The sequence below is a fragment of the Escherichia sp. 94.0001 genome (assembly GCF_013369155.2).
In the GTDB taxonomy this organism is placed as follows: Bacteria; Pseudomonadota; Gammaproteobacteria; order Enterobacterales; family Enterobacteriaceae; genus Escherichia; species Escherichia coli_F.
Genome location: NZ_JABWMS020000009.1, coordinates 107,008 through 122,545, shown reverse-complemented (window position 1 = coordinate 122,545; position 15,538 = coordinate 107,008). Strand labels below are relative to the sequence as shown.

Here is a 15,538-nt window from a genome sequence, read left to right as displayed (position 1 = left end):
ATGACTATCTCTGTAACCTCTCCAGACAGCAATAATAAGAAAATAAAGATAAATAAAGAACTTTTGATGCGCCTTGCGCCTCTTTTTAGCTTAATTATATTAGTGCTGTTTTTTAGTTTCAGCTCTCCCTTTTTCTTTAATACCGAAAATATCATGACGATTGCTCTGCAAACGTCGGTTATCGGCATTATGGCCATTGGGGTAACTTTCGTCATTATTACCGCGGGCATCGATCTTTCATTGGGTTCCGTGGTGGCTTTTTCTGGTGTCGCCGTGGGGATTTGCGCCACACTGGGCCTGCCGCTGCCAGTGTGTATTATTGCCGGTGTTTTAGCCGGTGGAATGTGCGGCTATGTGAATGGTTTGTTGGTCACTAAAATGACTATTCCACCGTTTATCGCTACCTTGGGCCTGATGATGTCCGTCAGAGGTATCAATATGGTGATGACCGACGGGCGCGCCATCTATTTTGCCGATTACCCGATGTTCAAAACGCTCGCACAGGGACGCTTGTTTGATGTGCTGCCTTATCCTGTTTTCTACCTGGTCATTGTGGCGCTTGTCGGCGCTTACATCCTGAAGAAAACGGTTATTGGTCGCTATGTCTATGCCGTAGGCAGTAATGAAGTTGCTGCTCATCTTTCTGGTATTAAAGTTCAGCGCGTGAAAATTTTCGTCTATGCCTTCTGTGGTTTATTAACCGGGATTGCGGGTGTCATTCTCGCTTCTCGTCTCAACTCCGGACAACCGACGGTGGGTGTGGGTTATGAGCTGGAAGCTATTGCTGCGGTAGTGATCGGCGGAACCAGCTTAATGGGCGGTATTGGCACTATTGGCGGCACAATCATTGGCGCTTTCATTATGAGTGTACTGAAAAATGGCCTCAATTTAATGGGGGTCTCTCAGTTCTGGCAAATGGTCGCGATGGGCGTAGTTGTGGTCGCTGCCGTTTACCTCGATACATTACGCAAAAAGATTCGTTGACTTAGGCTCCCTGTTTTATCGGGAAACAACTGCCCTGACGTTAAGGGTGATTCACTCAGAACGGAGTACAACAATGAAAACCAGGCATTTTATCTATGCGTTATCTCTGCTGGCTTGCGTAAGTTCCAGCGCACTGGCGAAGGATTTAAATCTTCCGGTTGTTAGTAAAGGTTTCCAACATGAATTCTGGCAAACCGTAAAAATGGGGACTGAAGCTGCGGCTAAAGAGTTGGGGGATAAAACCAGCTATGTTGGCCCGGCTGATGAAACGCAAATAGCCGAGCAAATTCAGTTAGTCGAAAATGCGATGGCGCAGAAACCGAATGGCTTGCTTCTGGCAGCCCTCGACGCGAATGCGCTCGCCCCACTGGTAGAAACGGCAAATTCACGCGGTATCAAAGTGGTGACCTTTGATTCAGGCATCAATTCAGACATTCCGGTGAGTTTTGTCGCCACCAATAACCGTAAAGCAGGTGCTCAGGCAGCTGATGCCTTAGCTGCGCAGGTAAATAATAAAGGGAAAGTTGGGATTATCGCGCACGTTGCAGGAACATCTTCCGCTATTGAACGCTCGGAAGGCTTCATGGAGCGTATGAAAGAAAAATATCCTGACATTAAAGTTTTACCCGTTCAGTACAGCGATGGTGACCCGCAAAAAGCGATGGATAAAACTATCGATATGATTCAGGCCAATCCCGATCTTGCTGGGATCTATGGCACCAATGAAGGTTCAACGCTCGGGGTGGCGAATGCCATTGATAGCCAGAATCTGAAAGGTAAGGTGAAGGTCATTGGTTTTGATAGTACGGAAGCGATTATTAACTTCCTGAAGAACGGCGTCATTCAGGGCTTTGTTGTTCAGGATGCATACCAGATTGGCTATCAAGGGATCAAAACGTTGAACGCGGCCCTTTCGGGACAAGCCGTTGAAAAAGAGATCGATATTCCCGTGAAATTTGTTAATGCCGAGAATATTAACACGCCAGAAATCGACAAACTCCTGCACCCATTCGGTAAGAAATAAAAAAAATGGGGATGAATTTTCATCCCCGTTATCTCCAGCGTCAGGGAGGCTTTATGCACAACGGTTATTTTCTCGGTGTCGATGTCGGATCGGCCAGTGTCAGGGCAGGCGTTTACAGTGCCAGTGGCCACAGGCTGGCATTCGCTACTGCGCCCGTCTCCCAGTTTCGCCCTGGCGGCGAGCGTGTTGAACAGTCTTCGGCGGAGATCTGGCAACAAGTTTGTAAAACGGTGAAAGAGGCGACAGCTTTGGCAGGCATCCCTGGTTCCGCAATTCGCTCGCTGGGTTTTGACGCTACTTGCTCGCTGGTTGTTCTTGATGAACAAGGCCAGGGTTTAGCTGTTTCGCCCGGTGGATCTGCGAATCACGACATTATTATGTGGATGGATCATCGTGCAACTGTCGAGACGGCGCAGATTAACGCGACGAAGGATCCTGCATTGCGCTACGTTGGTGGCGAAGTGAGCGTCGAGATGGAGTTACCAAAGTTACGTTGGTTGAAGACGCATCTACCGCAAACCTGGCAGGCTGCTCATCGCTTTTTCGATCTGGCGGATTTTCTGGTCTGGAAAGCAACAGGGCGAGACGTCGCGGGATTATGCACGCTAACGTGTAAATGGAATTATCTGGCTCATGAGCAACGCTTTAGCCATAGCTTACTGGAATCGATAGACCTGACCGATATGCTTGAAAGAATTCCTGCCGACATTCTTCCGCCTGGCGCTGCCGTGGGAACGTTAACCGCCACAGCTGCTGAAGAGTTAGGATTAACGACTAATATTATCGTGGCCAGTGGCTTGATTGATGCCCATGCCGGTGGCGTGGCGCTGGCTGGCGCTCACCCATCAGGAACGCTGGCATTGATAAGCGGAACGTCGAACTGCCATATGCTGTGTAGTGAAAAAGAGATATTCACCCCTGGCGTCTGGGGGCCATACTGGTCGGCCATGTTGCCAAATTACTGGCTAACCGAAGGCGGGCAAAGCGCCGCAGGGGCGCTGGTGGAGTGGACGCTTCAGGAGTCAGGGGCAAGCGCAAATCTTTTTCACAAGGCGCAGCAACGCGGATGTCATCCGATTCAACTGATTAATGAATGGGTAGCAGCCCTTGAAGCTAACGAGTCAGAACCCACACGAAATTTACATGTGCTTGCCGATCATCACGGCAACCGTTCGCCACGAGCGCGGCCCGATGCCAGAGGCAGTGTTTATGGCTTAACACTGGAGCGTGGTGAAAATCAGCTCGCGCGACTTTATCTTGCGACTTTAGAGGCAATAGCCTTTGGCACCAGACATATTATTGAAACTCTCAGGGAAAATGGGCATACCATTACCCGATTAACATTATGTGGTGGTGCAACGCACAATCCTTTATGGCTACGCGAATATGCAGACGTGACAGGCTGCGATATCCACCTGATGCAAGAAGAAGATGCCGTTACATTGGGCGCAGCAATTAGCGGCGCTGTTGCCAGCGGAGCATGGGGAGATTTTACATCTGCGTGTAAAGCAATGGTTGAAGCCGGAGAGGTTATTCAGGTAAATCCACAACGCCGTGAATTTTTAGAGCGTAAATACCGGGTTTACCTGACGCTTTGGGAGCAACAACAGGCGGTTAACCAACTGATGCAATAAGACAAAAGTTGAAAATACTTTTATGATTGTGATTTGACGTCTGGATGTTAACTGGGAAATACCTATGGCTAAAACAGTAGAGCAGATAGCCAGCGACCTGAATTTATCGGTTACGACCGTGCGACTGGTGCTAAATGGAAAAGCGGAACAATATCGAATCAGCGTCAAAACCCAAACGCGTATCAATGAATATGTTGAACGCTATGGTTATATCATTAATCATTCCGCTCGCAGCCTTAAGCTTAACAAAACTGATACATTAGGGTTGATTGTTCCCAACATATCCAACGTCTTTTTTGCTACGCTGGCAGAAAAACTCGAACAACGCTGTCGACGTTCCGGATATCAACTTACAATCAGTTGCACTTATGATGATGTTGACTATGAAAATAAATTGACGAAAGCATTTATCGCACGAAATGTAGATGGTCTTTTTATTGTTCCTTCGACGCTGGAAAATCAGCAGCATCATTTACGCAAAATTCGTAAGCCAATGGTTTTACTCGATCGTGATTTTAAATATACCGATAACGCATTGGTAGAGAGTAATAATATTTCTGGCGGAGAAAAGCTGACGCAAAATATTCTTGAGGCCGGGCAGGTTCCAGTATGGTTTTTGCTGGGAGATGCCGGTTTACCGAGTATCAGCGATCGTCTGACAGGTTATTTGAATGCGTTGGCAAAAAAAGGGATTACCCATCGCGATTGGGTGCGGGAAGGTCCGGTAAATACTCCGGAAGGCGGCTATGTCATTATGGAAAAACTCATTGAAGAGCAGGGATGTCCGCAGGCATTTATCGCCTCGTCTTTACCTGTGCTTGAAGGCGCTGTCCGCGCGATTCGCGACCGTCTTGGCGCTGTACCGCCAGAAATCAATATTGGCACTTTCGATGAACATCCTATGCTGGGATTTCTCGCCAACAATGTCTGGTCAATGCAGCAGGATGAAAATGCCTGGGCAGAAAAAGCGTTCGAAATGATGTTAAGCGCGATCGAAGAAAGACCAGTCAAAAAAACAGTTAAAGTAGAAATGAAATTAATTAAGCGCATAAGAAAAAAATAATAATCGCCAAAAGATATCAGGCTACTGAACAATGATATTCAGTGGCCTCCCCTTACTAAAAATAACCCCGTCTTCATTTGCGGTGCTGTTTTACGCAACAAGGCGAGCTGAAACTGTATCTGGAGAATAGAAATGGAAAGAACACGTTTATCCCGTGAAATAATTGAAACCTGTCTGGAAATGACGCGCCTTGGGTTAAATCAGGGGACAGCGGGGAATGTCAGCACACGTTTTGAAAACGGCATGTTGATTACTCCCAGCGGTATTCCTTATGAAAGAATGACGGAGAATATGATTGTCTATGTTGATGGCAACGGCAAATACGAAGAAGGTAAGATTCCTTCCAGCGAATGGCGTTTCCATATGGCGGCCTATCAAAGCAGACCGGATGCCAACGCGGTTGTTCACAATCATGCCGTTCATTGCACGGCAGTTTCCATTCTTAACCGACCGATCCCTGCTATTCACTACATGATTGCGGCGGCTGGTGGTAATTCTATTCCTTGCGCGCCTTATGCGACCTTTGGAACTCGGGAACTTTCTGAACATGTTGCGCTGGCTCTCAAAAACCGTAAGGCAACTTTGTTACAACATCATGGGCTTATCGCTTGTGAGGTGAATCTGGAGAAAGCGTTATGGCTGGCGCATGAGGTTGAAGTGCTGGCGCAGCTTTACCTGACGACCCTGGCGATTACGGACCCGGTGCCAGTGCTGAGCGATGAAGAGATTGCCGTAGTGCTGGAGAAATTCAAAACCTACGGGTTACGGATTGAAGAGTAATTTCGTAAAGCAACAAGGAGAAGGATGATGGCTAACAGAATGATTCTGAACGAAACGGCATGGTTTGGTCGGGGGGCTGTTGGAGCTTTAACCGATGAGGTGAAACGCCGTGGTTATCAGAAGGCGCTGATCGTCACCGATAAAACGCTGGTGCAATGCGGCGTGGTGGCGAAAGTGACCGATAAGATGGATGCTGCAGGGCTGGCATGGGCGATTTACGACGGCGTAGTGCCCAACCCAACAATTACTGTCGTCAAAGAAGGGCTTGGTGTATTCCAGAGTAGCGGTGCGGATTACCTGATCGCTATTGGTGGTGGTTCTCCACAGGACACGTGTAAAGCGATTGGCATCATCAGCAACAACCCGGAATTCGCCGATGTGCGCAGTCTGGAAGGGCTTTCCCCGACCAATAAACCCAGTGTACCGATTCTGGCAATCCCCACCACAGCAGGCACTGCGGCAGAAGTGACCATTAACTATGTGATTACTGACGAAGAAAAACGACGCAAGTTCGTTTGTGTTGATCCGCATGATATCCCGCAGGTGGCATTTATTGACGCTGACATGATGGATGGTATGCCGCCTGCGCTGAAAGCCGCGACGGGTGTCGATGCGCTCACTCATGCTATTGAGGGGTATATTACTCGTGGTGCGTGGGCGCTAACCGATGCGCTGCACATTAAAGCGATTGAAATCATTGCTGGGGCGCTGCGAGGATCGGTTGCTGGTGATAAGGATGCCGGAGAAGAAATGGCGCTCGGGCAGTATGTTGCGGGTATGGGATTCTCGAATGTTGGGTTAGGGTTGGTGCATGGTATGGCGCATCCACTGGGCGCGTTTTACAACACGCCACACGGTGTTGCGAACGCCATCCTGTTACCGCATGTCATGCGCTATAACGCTGACTTTACCGGTGAGAAGTACCGCGATATCGCGCGCGTTATGGGCGTGAAAGTGGAAGGTATGAGCCTGGAAGAGGCGCGTAATGCCGCTGTTGAAGCGGTGTTTGCTCTCAACCGTGATGTCGGTATTCCGCCACATTTACGTGATGTTGGTGTACGCAAGGAAGACATTCCGGCACTGGCGCAGGCGGCACTGGATGATGTTTGTACCGGTGGCAACCCGCGTGAAGCAACGCTTGAGGATATTGTAGCGCTTTACCATACCGCCTGGTAATTGCGCTGATGTGACGATGCCGGATGCGACGTTTGCACCGTATCCGGCACGCCGTTACCGTACCAACCGCAATTGCTGTAAATTGCCGTCGATATGCAAATCAGTCTGTAAGCGGGCAATATCGCGGCACAGAAATGCCATCTCTTTATGCATTTCTAATTTCTTGCGCCACTTTTCGGCAACCGCATCCAGATTCTCATAGATCCCTTCCAGACTCTGAAACTCGACCAGCAACTGCGTGGCGCTTTTGGGGCCAATCCCCGCAACGCCTGGCACCTTTGAACTGCTGATCCCCGCCAGCCCCCAGTAATCGGGTAACTGCTGCGGTTGAACGCCAAATTCTTTATCAATAAATGGTGCATCCAGCCAACGTTTCTGGAAGTAATCACGAATACGTAATGTCGGTGAAAGTAACTGGCAGTAGCCTTTATCTGTCGAAACAATCGTTGCCTGATGCCCGGCCTGAGTTACTTTGACCGCCAGCGTGGCGGCTAAGTCATCGGCTTCGTTGCCGCTGGCTGACCAGCACGGGACGCCTCGTTGCTCAAAGGCGGCGCGTAATGCAGGCATTTCGTTGTGCAACTCTTCCGGCATTGGCGGTCGACCCGCTTTGTAATCTGGTAAACGCTGATGACGCCAGCCGCTACTGCGGTTTTCATCATCAAAAACGGCGACCGCGTGGGTTGGCTGGCTGTGCATAATGAGCTGATCGAGCGCGTGCTGGCAGGTTTCGACACAGGGCGAACCCTGAACGGCATGAATGCGACGGATAAGATTCAGTGCATCGACAATAAGCAAATGAACAGCCACGATAACCCCCTTAAAGATCAGGTGATAAGGGTAACATTCACTACTGGAAGAGGCTACGGCTGGATGAGAAAACGGGAAGAGGCCTCGCAAATCGAGGCCTCTGGAGAGCGATTAATCGCAGGCAACGATCTTCATCGCCAGGCCACCACGAGAGGTTTCGCGGTACTTGGCATTCATATCTTTACCTGTTTCGTACATGGTTTCGATAACTTTATCGAGGCAGACACGTGGTTCGCTGGTACGGCGTAGCGCCATACGTGCAGCGTTCACCGCTTTTACTGCCGCAATGGCGTTACGCTCAATGCACGGTACCTGAACTTGTCCAGCAACCGGGTCACAAGTCAGACCGAGGTTGTGTTCCATGGCGATTTCCGCCGCGATGCACACCTGCGCCGGGCTTGCGCCTAACAGTTCTGCCAGACCAGCTGCCGCCATAGAGCACGCCACGCCAACTTCCCCCTGGCAACCCACTTCGGCACCAGAAATCGAGGCGTTCATCTTATAAAGAGAACCAATCGCGCTTGCTACCAGCAGGTAACGAGCGAGTGAGTTAGCGTTCACTTCGCGGATAAACTTGTCGTAGTACGCCAGCACTGCCGGGATAATCCCGCACGCACCGTTAGTCGGCGCAGTCACCACGCGACCGCCCGCAGCGTTCTCTTCGTTCACTGCCAGCGCAAACATGTTGATCCAGTCAACAACTGCCATCGGATCAGTGGTGGTTTTATCCTGGCTAACCAGCATCCGGCGCAGTGCCGCAGCGCGGCGTGGAACGCGCAGTTTGCCTGGCAACACGCCTTCGGTGGCAATACCGCGCTCAATACCGCCACGCATTACTTCCCAGACGTTCGCCAGGTGCTGTTCCAGTTCTTCTTTGCTGTGCAGCGCCAGCTCGTTTTTCATCATCAGACCAGAGAGTGACAGCCCGGTCTCCTGACAATGTTTTTGAAGATCGGCAGCGGAACTGTACGGATAAGGAACTTCAACCGGTGCGCTATCCTGCTGGCCAAAATGTTCTTCATCAACGATAAAGCCACCGCCGATAGAGTAGTAAGTCTGGCTGTAAACGACTTTATCGCCCGCCAGCGCGGTAATGCGCATGCCGTTTTCATGCAGAGAAAGGTTATCGGCATGGAAGTTCATGCACTGATCAACCGGGAACTCCACTTCGTGCTGACCGTTTGCCAACATCAGGCGACCATGAGTATTCACATCCTGAATAAAACCAGGGATGGAATCGATATCCACGGTATCCGGCAGGTTACCCGCCAGACCCATAATTATGGCGATATCTGTGTGGTGGCCTTTACCGGTCAGAGAGAGCGAGCCGTACACGTCAACCACCACGCGGGTCACGTCTTTAAGCAGGTTACGGGCAATCAGATCGTCGGTAAATTGCTTACCCGCTTTCATTGGTCCAACGGTATGGGAACTGGAAGGGCCAATGCCGATTTTGAAAATATCGAATACGCTAATCATAGGAAATACATCGCGTTAAAACGAAGGAAGCGCCGCCCGAAAGCGGCGCGAAAGAACTTAGCTGAACAGGGAGTAGAAGATTGCGGAGATTGCAATCAGACCCATCACGACAACGAATACGTTGCTGATGTGACCGCTGTACTTACGCATTGCCGGTACTTTCTGGATTGCGTACATCGGCATCAGGAACAGGATCATCGCGATGATTGGGCCGCCCAGGGTTTCAATCATACCCAGGATGCTCGGGTTCAGGGTGGCAACAATCCAGGTCGTTACCAGCATGAACAGCGCAGTGATACGGTTCAGCTTGTTGATTTCGATAGACTTACCTTTACCACGCAGAGATTTAATCACCATACCGTTGAAGCCTTCACGTGCGCCCAGGTAGTGGCCGAGGAAGGATTTGGTGATAGCGATAATCGCGATAATCGGAGCCATCCAAGCGATAACCGGTGCGTTAAAGTGGTTAGCCAGGTAAGACAGAATCGAGATGTTCTGCTCTTTAGCCGCAGCCAGGTCTGCCGGAGTCAGGCTCAGTACACAGCTGAAGACGAAGAACATTACGGTCAGCACCATCATGATGTGTGCGAATGCCAGGATCTTCGAGCATTTCTGTTCTGCCATATCGCCGTACTCTTCACGCTTCGCAACGGCGAAAGAAGAGATGATCGGAGAGTGGTTGAACGAGAACACCATGACCGGAATCGCCAGCCACAGGGTCATCCACAGACCGTTGCCGGTTGCCGATGCAGTGTCCAGAGACAGCGTTTCCAGTGCTGCGCCGTTCCACTGCGGGATCAGGTACAGAGCCAGCAGCATCAGTACACCAACAAACGGGAATACCAGAATACTCATTGCCTTCACGATCATCTGCTCACCGAAGCGAACAATGGTCATCATACCCACAATCAGGATCAGAGACAGAATCGCACGCGGCGGCGGCGTCATACCCAGCTGGTGAGACATGAAGCTTTCAACCGTGTTGGTGATTGCCACACTGTAAACCAGCAGGATCGGGTAGATAGCAAAGAAGTAGAGCAGGGTAATCAGTTTACCTGCACCAATACCAAAGTGTTCTTCTACAACCTCGGTGATGTCTTCGCCTGGGTTTTTACCAGACAGTACGAAGCGAGTCAGGCCGCGGTGAGCAAAAAACGTCATCGGGAACGCAAGGATAGCCATGATGATCAGCGGGATCATACCGCCAACACCGGCGTTGATTGGCAGGAACAGCACGCCCGCGCCGATTGCCGTGCCGTAAAGGCCCAGCATCCACATGGTGTCTGTCTTGCGCCATGCACTACGTGAGTCTTTCGACACAATCGTGCTGGTTTGAGTCGTTTCCATCAATTTCTCCTGGAGGAATGCAAATAATTCAGCTTTTAGCCAGTTCAGCCCGGGAAGGTGCCTGACCGTAAAAATGAAATCTGTCTATCGGCGATGGCTTAATCATTTTCCGCCGTAATAATTTGAGGGCGGAAAGATACACACAAGTTATGTATCTATCAGTGATCTTGATCTCAAATACAATAATCTACTTGGAAGATAGATAATCTCAACGCTTTACTCTGTAAATCAAAAGTAAAAGAGAATTTAAGGGCAATATTTGCCCATTAAACGACATCTGACCTCTTCCGGGGCGCGCAATATATGTAGGTTGAGCTGAAAAAATCAATACTTTTAGTGAATAATGGGGATAATTTATTTTTCATAGCGATAAAATGTGGTTTGTGAAAACAGGGAAACGTTTGCTTTGCAATATAAATTGTATGACATATTAACTGTGATGATATTTATCGCGTGAGGACGGTAAGAAACATTTATATAACAAATGAAATGAGTTGATGAGTATGTAACCAATAACGAGAAAACCCGGCAACAAACGTCACCGGGGAAGGGGAGATTACGTGCAGATTTCGTAGCAAGGGATGTACGCTGAGCCTGGCAACTTCATACGATGCTGGGCAACAAAACCCTGTAGCAGGTCGTCCATACGACGCATAATCTCTTTATCGCCGTTGATTTTATAAGGACCAAACTCTTCAATGGCGCGAATACCGACTTCTTTTACGTTACCCGCCACAATACCGGAAAACGCACGGCGCAGGTCGGCAGCCAGCACTTCAACGGGTTGATCCGGGTAAAGCTTCAGATTAGCCATATTCTCGTGAGACGGCTCAAACGGCATTTGCAAATCTGGCGCAATGCGCATTGACCAGTTAAAGCTGTAGGCATCGCCTGTGTCGCGGCGATTTTCTTTCACCAGCGGCATCGATTTTTTCATCTGACGAGCGACTTCAGCGGCATCATCAATGATGATGCGGTAATGGCGGCGCGCGTTTTCACCCAACGTATGCACGACAAACTCGTCCAGTACGCGGAAGTAGTCTGCGCTCTCTTTCGGGCCGGTGAGGATCAATGGTAAAACCTGATCTTTGTTGGCCGGGTTCATTAAAATTCCCAGCAAATACAGCAACTCTTCTGCCGTACCCACACCGCCAGGGAAGATAATGATACCGTGAGCGATACGGACAAACGCTTCCAGACGTTTTTCGATATCTGGCATGATGATCAATTCGTTGACCAGCGGGTTAGGCGGTTCAGCGGCGATAATCGACGGCTCTGTCATACCAATAAAACGACTGTCTTTGTAACGCTGCTGTGCGTGTCCGACCGCAGCACCTTTCATCGGCGCTTCCATCGCTCCCGGACCACAGCCGGTGCAGATATTCAGCTCACGCAGGCCCAGCTGATTCCCGACGCGACGGGCATACAAATACTCGTTTTCGTTAATTGAGTGCCCGCCCCAGCAGACCACCATATTTGGCGCTTCACCGACATGCAGTGCGCGAGCGTTACGCAAGATGGAAAAGACCAGGTTAGTGATGTGGACGGAGTTGTCGAGATTCAGGTTGGGAAAACGAACGGTGTTATGGATTTGCCCGTAAACGAAGAGAATGTCACGCAGAACCGCGAACAAGTTGGCCTGCAAAGCGCGAATAATTCGCCCATCGACAAAAGCTTCTTCCGGGGGATTAATCAGTTCCAGCTTTACGCCGCGTTCACGGCGCAGGACGTTAATATCGAAATTTTCAAAACGAGACAGCAATTCTTTGCTGTTATCGGTCAAACTACCGGAGTTCAGTACGGCAAGTGAACAGTTGCGAAACAGTTGATAGAGGTCGCTGCTGGCGGTGCGTTTAAGCATATCCACTTCCAGCTGCGACAGCATATCCATGGAGCCAAGCGGGCTAATATGTGTAATCAAGAAAAACTCCTTATGGGACGAATATCGTCATTCCCTTTGATTACAATAGCCCTGCCTGATGACCTTTCACAACCTTCTGCGTGAATCCAGCACGCAAAATTGAGAAAAAATTTATTGCCGAACCAGTCTTGTGGTCGATGGGACAAAATCGCTATTACTGCGCCACGGGTTAATGTCCAGACCGCCACGACGGGTATAACGTGCGTAAACGCTCAATTTCTCTGGCTGGCAGAAGCGTAACAGGTCATTAAAGATGCGTTCCACGCACTGTTCGTGGAACTCGTTGTGATGACGGAAAGAAACCAGGTAACGCAGCAGTTTTTCTCTGTCAATTTGGCGTCCACGATACTGAATTTGGATCGATCCCCAATCTGGTTGATGGGTGATCAGGCAATTTGATTTCAGCAGATGGCTGACGAGCGTCTCTTCTACTACTTTTTCGCCACTGGTGGCATTCTCCAGATAGTCAGTAGTGAATTCATAGTTATCGATAGTGATATCCTGGTCATCAATGCAAGTGCCATTGAAATGACCTATCGGTTGGCCTTCCAGTTCATCAAGACGATATAACGCCACGCTAACCTTACCTTGGGCGCAAGTGCTTAAGTCGCGCTCCAGCGTCTGGCGCACCTCATCCCAGTTATTAAAACGCGTCTGGTTAAAACTGTTGAGATAGAGCTTAAAACTCTTCGACTCAATCAGGTTCACGCTGGTGTAATCAAGTTCAACATGACCGACGGCGACCTGCGGCAAACCTTTCGCATTCAGCCAGGAAAGTTCATATAGCGTCCAGATATCCGTACCATGAAAAGGCAGGTTATCCGCTTTCAGACCCAGTGGATCGCGATTCAGACTACGCGGAACGCCTTGCAGTAGGCTGGCGTCATAGGTATCCCGGTAATCGGTTGATTTTCCAAGAGTCAGGCCCGCAAGTGCCTGATGGTTTGCATAAGAAGACATGTTTCACCGTCATAAACCAGATAAACTAAACGACAAGTGTATCTGGTTTAAGTGAAGAGAGAAATTAGTGGACGATTTGACCGCACAAGCCTTGAAAGATTTTACTGCACGCTACTGCGATGCGTGGCATGAAGAGCATAAAAGCTGGCCGTTAAGTGAGGAACTGTACGGCGTTCCTTCACCGTGCATTATTTCAACTACTGAAGATGCCGTATACTGGCAACCCCAGCCGTTTACCGGGGAACAAAATGTAAACGCGGTTGAACGCGCTTTTGATATTGTGATACAACCCACAATTCATACCTTTTATACGACTCAGTTTGCCGGGGATATGTACGCGCAGTTTGGCGATATCAAACTGACATTGCTGCAAACCTGGAGTGAAGACGACTTCCGTCGGGTGCAGGAAAATCTGATTGGTCATCTGGTGACTCAGAAAAGGCTAAAACTGCCGCCCACGCTATTTATCGCGACGCTGGAAGAAGAGTTAGAGGTCATCTCGGTGTGTAATCTCTCCGGTGAAGTGTGCAAAGAGACGCTGGGAACACGCAAACGGACGCATTTAGCCTCAAATCTTGCGGAATTCCTTAATCAACTTAAGCCTCTTCTGTAATCCAAATACCCCATCTTGTTGTGAGAGATCTCTTACAGACTCTGTAGGAGATCGCCAGGAAATAAGCGAATACTTAAAAAGATAAGAATCATTATTTTCATTTAAAATCAATATATTGCTTGTTAATTCTTAACTTTCATATGAAATTTTCCTTAAGGCATTGTCTGTAAGCGCCTTGTAAGACTTCGCGAAAAAGACGATTCTATCTTCGTCGACAGGGAGTCAGACAACGAAGTGAACATCAGGATGATGACACTTCTGAAGGACACACCAGGAGGGTGTTTCAGGGAAAGGCTTCTGGATGAAGCGAAGAGGATGACGCAGGACGCGTTAAAGGACACCTCCAGGATGGAGAATGAGAACCGGTCAGGATGATTCGGTGGGTCAGGAAGGCCAGGGACACTTCAGGATGAAGTATCACATCGGGGTGGTGTGAGCAGGAAGCAATAGTTCAGGATGAACGATTGGCCGCAAGGCCAGAGGAAAAGTTGTCAAGGATGAGCAGGGAGCAACAAAAGTAGCTGGAATGCTGCGAAACGAACCGGGAGCACTGTGAATACAGTGCTCCCTTTTTTTATTCCTGCTATCCTTCGCGGCAGTTTTTCTTATTGAGGTTGCTTTATGACCACTCATGACCGCGTTCGTCTCCAGTTGCAGGCGCTTGAAGCGTTACTGCGTGAACATCAGCACTGGCGAAACGATGAACCCCAGCCGCATCAATTTAACAGTACCCAACCGTTCTTTATGGACACCATGGAACCACTGGAGTGGTTGCAGTGGGTGCTGATCCCGCGAATGCACGATTTGTTAGATAATAACCAGCCATTACCGGGCGCTTTTGCTGTTGCACCCTATTATGAAATGGCGCTGGCGACGGACCATCCGCAACGCGCGCTTATTCTGGCTGAGCTGGAAAAACTGGATGCTCTTTTTGCGGATGATGCGAGCTGATGCTGGAAATAATCTACCAGGATGAATGGCTGGTTGCGGTAAATAAACCCTCCGGCTGGCTGGTTCACCGCAGCTGGCTGGATCGCGACGAGAAAGTAGTGGTCATGCAAACCGTGCGTGACCAGATTGGTCAGCATGTATTTACCGCGCATCGGCTGGATCGACCGACGTCCGGCGTATTGCTGATGGGACTATCCAGCGAGGCCGGACGGCTGCTGGCACAACAGTTTGAACAGCACCAAATCCAGAAACGTTACCATGCGATTGTGCGCGGCTGGCTGATGGAAGAGGCTGTGCTGGATTATCCGCTGGTGGAAGAACTGGACAAAATCGCTGATAAATTCGTCCGCGAAGATAAAGGTCCACAGCCAGCGGTGACACATTATCGCGGTCTGGCGACCGTAGAAATGCCTGTAGCGACCGGACGTTACCCGACTACGCGCTACGGTCTGGTGGAACTGGAGCCGAAAACAGGACGCAAGCATCAGCTCCGTCGCCATCTTGCCCACTTGCGCCATCCGATTATTGGCGACAGCAAACATGGTGATTTACGTCAGAATCGTAGCGGTGCTGAACATTTTGGCCTTCAGCGGTTAATGCTGCATGCCAGTCAGTTGTCATTGACACATCCATTTACTGGCGAGCCGCTGACTATTCACGCGGGCCTGGACGGCACCTGGATGCAGGCGTTATCACAATTTGGCTGGCGGGGTCTGCTTCCTGAAAATGAAAGGGTTGAGTTCAGTGCGCCATCGGGTCAGGATGGAGAGATAAGTTCCTAATCCAGGGAGAAAAC

14 protein-coding genes are annotated in these 15,538 nt (G+C 49.6%); 9 read left to right on the top strand and 5 right to left on the bottom strand.

The annotated features are described in order from the left end of the window. The 6 genes from HEN33_RS07395 to fucO all read left to right on the top strand — a co-directional run bounded on the left by HEN33_RS07395 (position 1) and on the right by fucO (position 6,661). Positions 1–984, top strand: coding sequence for an ABC transporter permease (locus HEN33_RS07395; RefSeq protein WP_000156205.1), 984 nt, complete (start codon positions 1–3; stop codon positions 982–984). Between the two features lie 73 nt (positions 985–1,057). Continuing rightward, positions 1,058–2,008 carry an ABC transporter substrate-binding protein gene (locus HEN33_RS07390; RefSeq protein WP_105271794.1) on the top strand — a complete coding sequence of 317 codons (951 nt, stop codon included), beginning with the start codon at positions 1,058–1,060 and terminating at the stop codon, positions 2,006–2,008. A gap of 53 nt (positions 2,009–2,061) precedes the next feature. Continuing rightward, positions 2,062–3,642 (top strand): FGGY-family carbohydrate kinase, encoded by a 1,581-nt coding sequence (locus tag HEN33_RS07385; protein ID WP_176262680.1) that lies wholly within the window; start codon positions 2,062–2,064, stop codon positions 3,640–3,642. 64 nt (positions 3,643–3,706) lie between these two features. Then, entirely contained in the window at positions 3,707–4,705 is a 999-nt protein-coding gene (locus HEN33_RS07380) for a LacI family DNA-binding transcriptional regulator (protein ID WP_053901095.1), read from the top strand. Positions 4,706–4,837: 132 nt separating this feature from the next. Next, positions 4,838–5,485, top strand: coding sequence for an L-fuculose-phosphate aldolase (fucA, locus tag HEN33_RS07375; RefSeq protein WP_000442593.1), 648 nt, complete (start codon positions 4,838–4,840; stop codon positions 5,483–5,485). Between the two features lie 27 nt (positions 5,486–5,512). Further along, positions 5,513–6,661: a lactaldehyde reductase gene (fucO, locus tag HEN33_RS07370; protein WP_105288349.1), complete on the top strand. Its 1,149-nt coding sequence runs from the start codon at positions 5,513–5,515 to the stop codon at positions 6,659–6,661. Positions 6,662–6,715: 54 nt separating this feature from the next. Here fucO and xni read toward each other — a convergent pair whose 3' ends face one another. The 5 genes from xni to queF all read right to left on the bottom strand — a co-directional run bounded on the left by xni (position 6,716) and on the right by queF (position 13,178). Continuing rightward, positions 6,716–7,471: a flap endonuclease Xni gene (gene xni, locus HEN33_RS07365; RefSeq protein ID WP_001352986.1), complete on the bottom strand. Its 756-nt coding sequence runs from the start codon at positions 7,469–7,471 to the stop codon at positions 6,716–6,718. 111 nt (positions 7,472–7,582) lie between these two features. Beyond that, positions 7,583–8,950 (bottom strand): L-serine ammonia-lyase II, encoded by a 1,368-nt coding sequence (gene sdaB, locus HEN33_RS07360; RefSeq protein WP_000626401.1) that lies wholly within the window; start codon positions 8,948–8,950, stop codon positions 7,583–7,585. A gap of 57 nt (positions 8,951–9,007) precedes the next feature. Continuing rightward, entirely contained in the window at positions 9,008–10,297 is a 1,290-nt protein-coding gene (sdaC, locus tag HEN33_RS07355) for an HAAAP family serine/threonine permease SdaC (protein WP_000450486.1), read from the bottom strand. A 556-nt stretch (positions 10,298–10,853) separates the two neighbouring features. Then, the gene (gene ppnN, locus HEN33_RS07350) at positions 10,854–12,218 is read right to left on the bottom strand and encodes a nucleotide 5'-monophosphate nucleosidase PpnN (RefSeq protein ID WP_000627995.1); all 1,365 of its coding nucleotides are present in this window, start codon (positions 12,216–12,218) and stop codon (positions 10,854–10,856) included. Between the two features lie 111 nt (positions 12,219–12,329). Further along, complete coding sequence (gene queF, locus HEN33_RS07345) at positions 12,330–13,178, bottom strand: NADPH-dependent 7-cyano-7-deazaguanine reductase QueF (protein ID WP_000100430.1); 849 nt, start codon at positions 13,176–13,178, stop codon at positions 12,330–12,332. Between the two features lie 67 nt (positions 13,179–13,245). Here queF and syd point away from each other — a divergent pair, with 67 nt between their 5' ends. The 3 genes from syd to truC all read left to right on the top strand — a co-directional run bounded on the left by syd (position 13,246) and on the right by truC (position 15,524). Beyond that, on the top strand, positions 13,246–13,791 hold the full coding sequence (syd, locus tag HEN33_RS07340; RefSeq protein WP_176262674.1) for a SecY-interacting protein: 546 nt from the start codon (positions 13,246–13,248) through the stop codon (positions 13,789–13,791). A gap of 621 nt (positions 13,792–14,412) precedes the next feature. Beyond that, on the top strand, positions 14,413–14,742 hold the full coding sequence (locus HEN33_RS07335) for a YqcC family protein (protein WP_000206991.1): 330 nt from the start codon (positions 14,413–14,415) through the stop codon (positions 14,740–14,742). Beyond that, positions 14,742–15,524, top strand: coding sequence for a tRNA pseudouridine(65) synthase TruC (truC, locus tag HEN33_RS07330; RefSeq protein WP_032303690.1), 783 nt, complete (start codon positions 14,742–14,744; stop codon positions 15,522–15,524). The genes HEN33_RS07335 and truC overlap by 1 nt, the downstream gene beginning before the upstream one ends. The last annotated feature ends 14 nt before the right edge of the window (positions 15,525–15,538 follow it).

What these genes read in the sequence shown, in the direction of transcription:
- sdaB (WP_000626401.1), bottom strand. Translation starts at nt 8,950, where the DNA reads ATGATTAGCGTATTCGATATTTTCAAAATCGGCATTGGCCCTTCCAGT.
- HEN33_RS07385 (WP_176262680.1), top strand. Translation starts at nt 2,062, where the DNA reads ATGCACAACGGTTATTTTCTCGGTGTCGATGTCGGATCGGCCAGTGTC.
- truC (WP_032303690.1), top strand. Translation starts at nt 14,742, where the DNA reads ATGCTGGAAATAATCTACCAGGATGAATGGCTGGTTGCGGTAAATAAA.
- fucO (WP_105288349.1), top strand. Translation starts at nt 5,513, where the DNA reads ATGGCTAACAGAATGATTCTGAACGAAACGGCATGGTTTGGTCGGGGG.
- queF (WP_000100430.1), bottom strand. Translation starts at nt 13,178, where the DNA reads ATGTCTTCTTATGCAAACCATCAGGCACTTGCGGGCCTGACTCTTGGA.
- HEN33_RS07335 (WP_000206991.1), top strand. Translation starts at nt 14,413, where the DNA reads ATGACCACTCATGACCGCGTTCGTCTCCAGTTGCAGGCGCTTGAAGCG.
- fucA (WP_000442593.1), top strand. Translation starts at nt 4,838, where the DNA reads ATGGAAAGAACACGTTTATCCCGTGAAATAATTGAAACCTGTCTGGAA.
- sdaC (WP_000450486.1), bottom strand. Translation starts at nt 10,297, where the DNA reads ATGGAAACGACTCAAACCAGCACGATTGTGTCGAAAGACTCACGTAGT.
- HEN33_RS07390 (WP_105271794.1), top strand. Translation starts at nt 1,058, where the DNA reads ATGAAAACCAGGCATTTTATCTATGCGTTATCTCTGCTGGCTTGCGTA.
- HEN33_RS07380 (WP_053901095.1), top strand. Translation starts at nt 3,707, where the DNA reads ATGGCTAAAACAGTAGAGCAGATAGCCAGCGACCTGAATTTATCGGTT.
- HEN33_RS07395 (WP_000156205.1), top strand. Translation starts at nt 1, where the DNA reads ATGACTATCTCTGTAACCTCTCCAGACAGCAATAATAAGAAAATAAAG.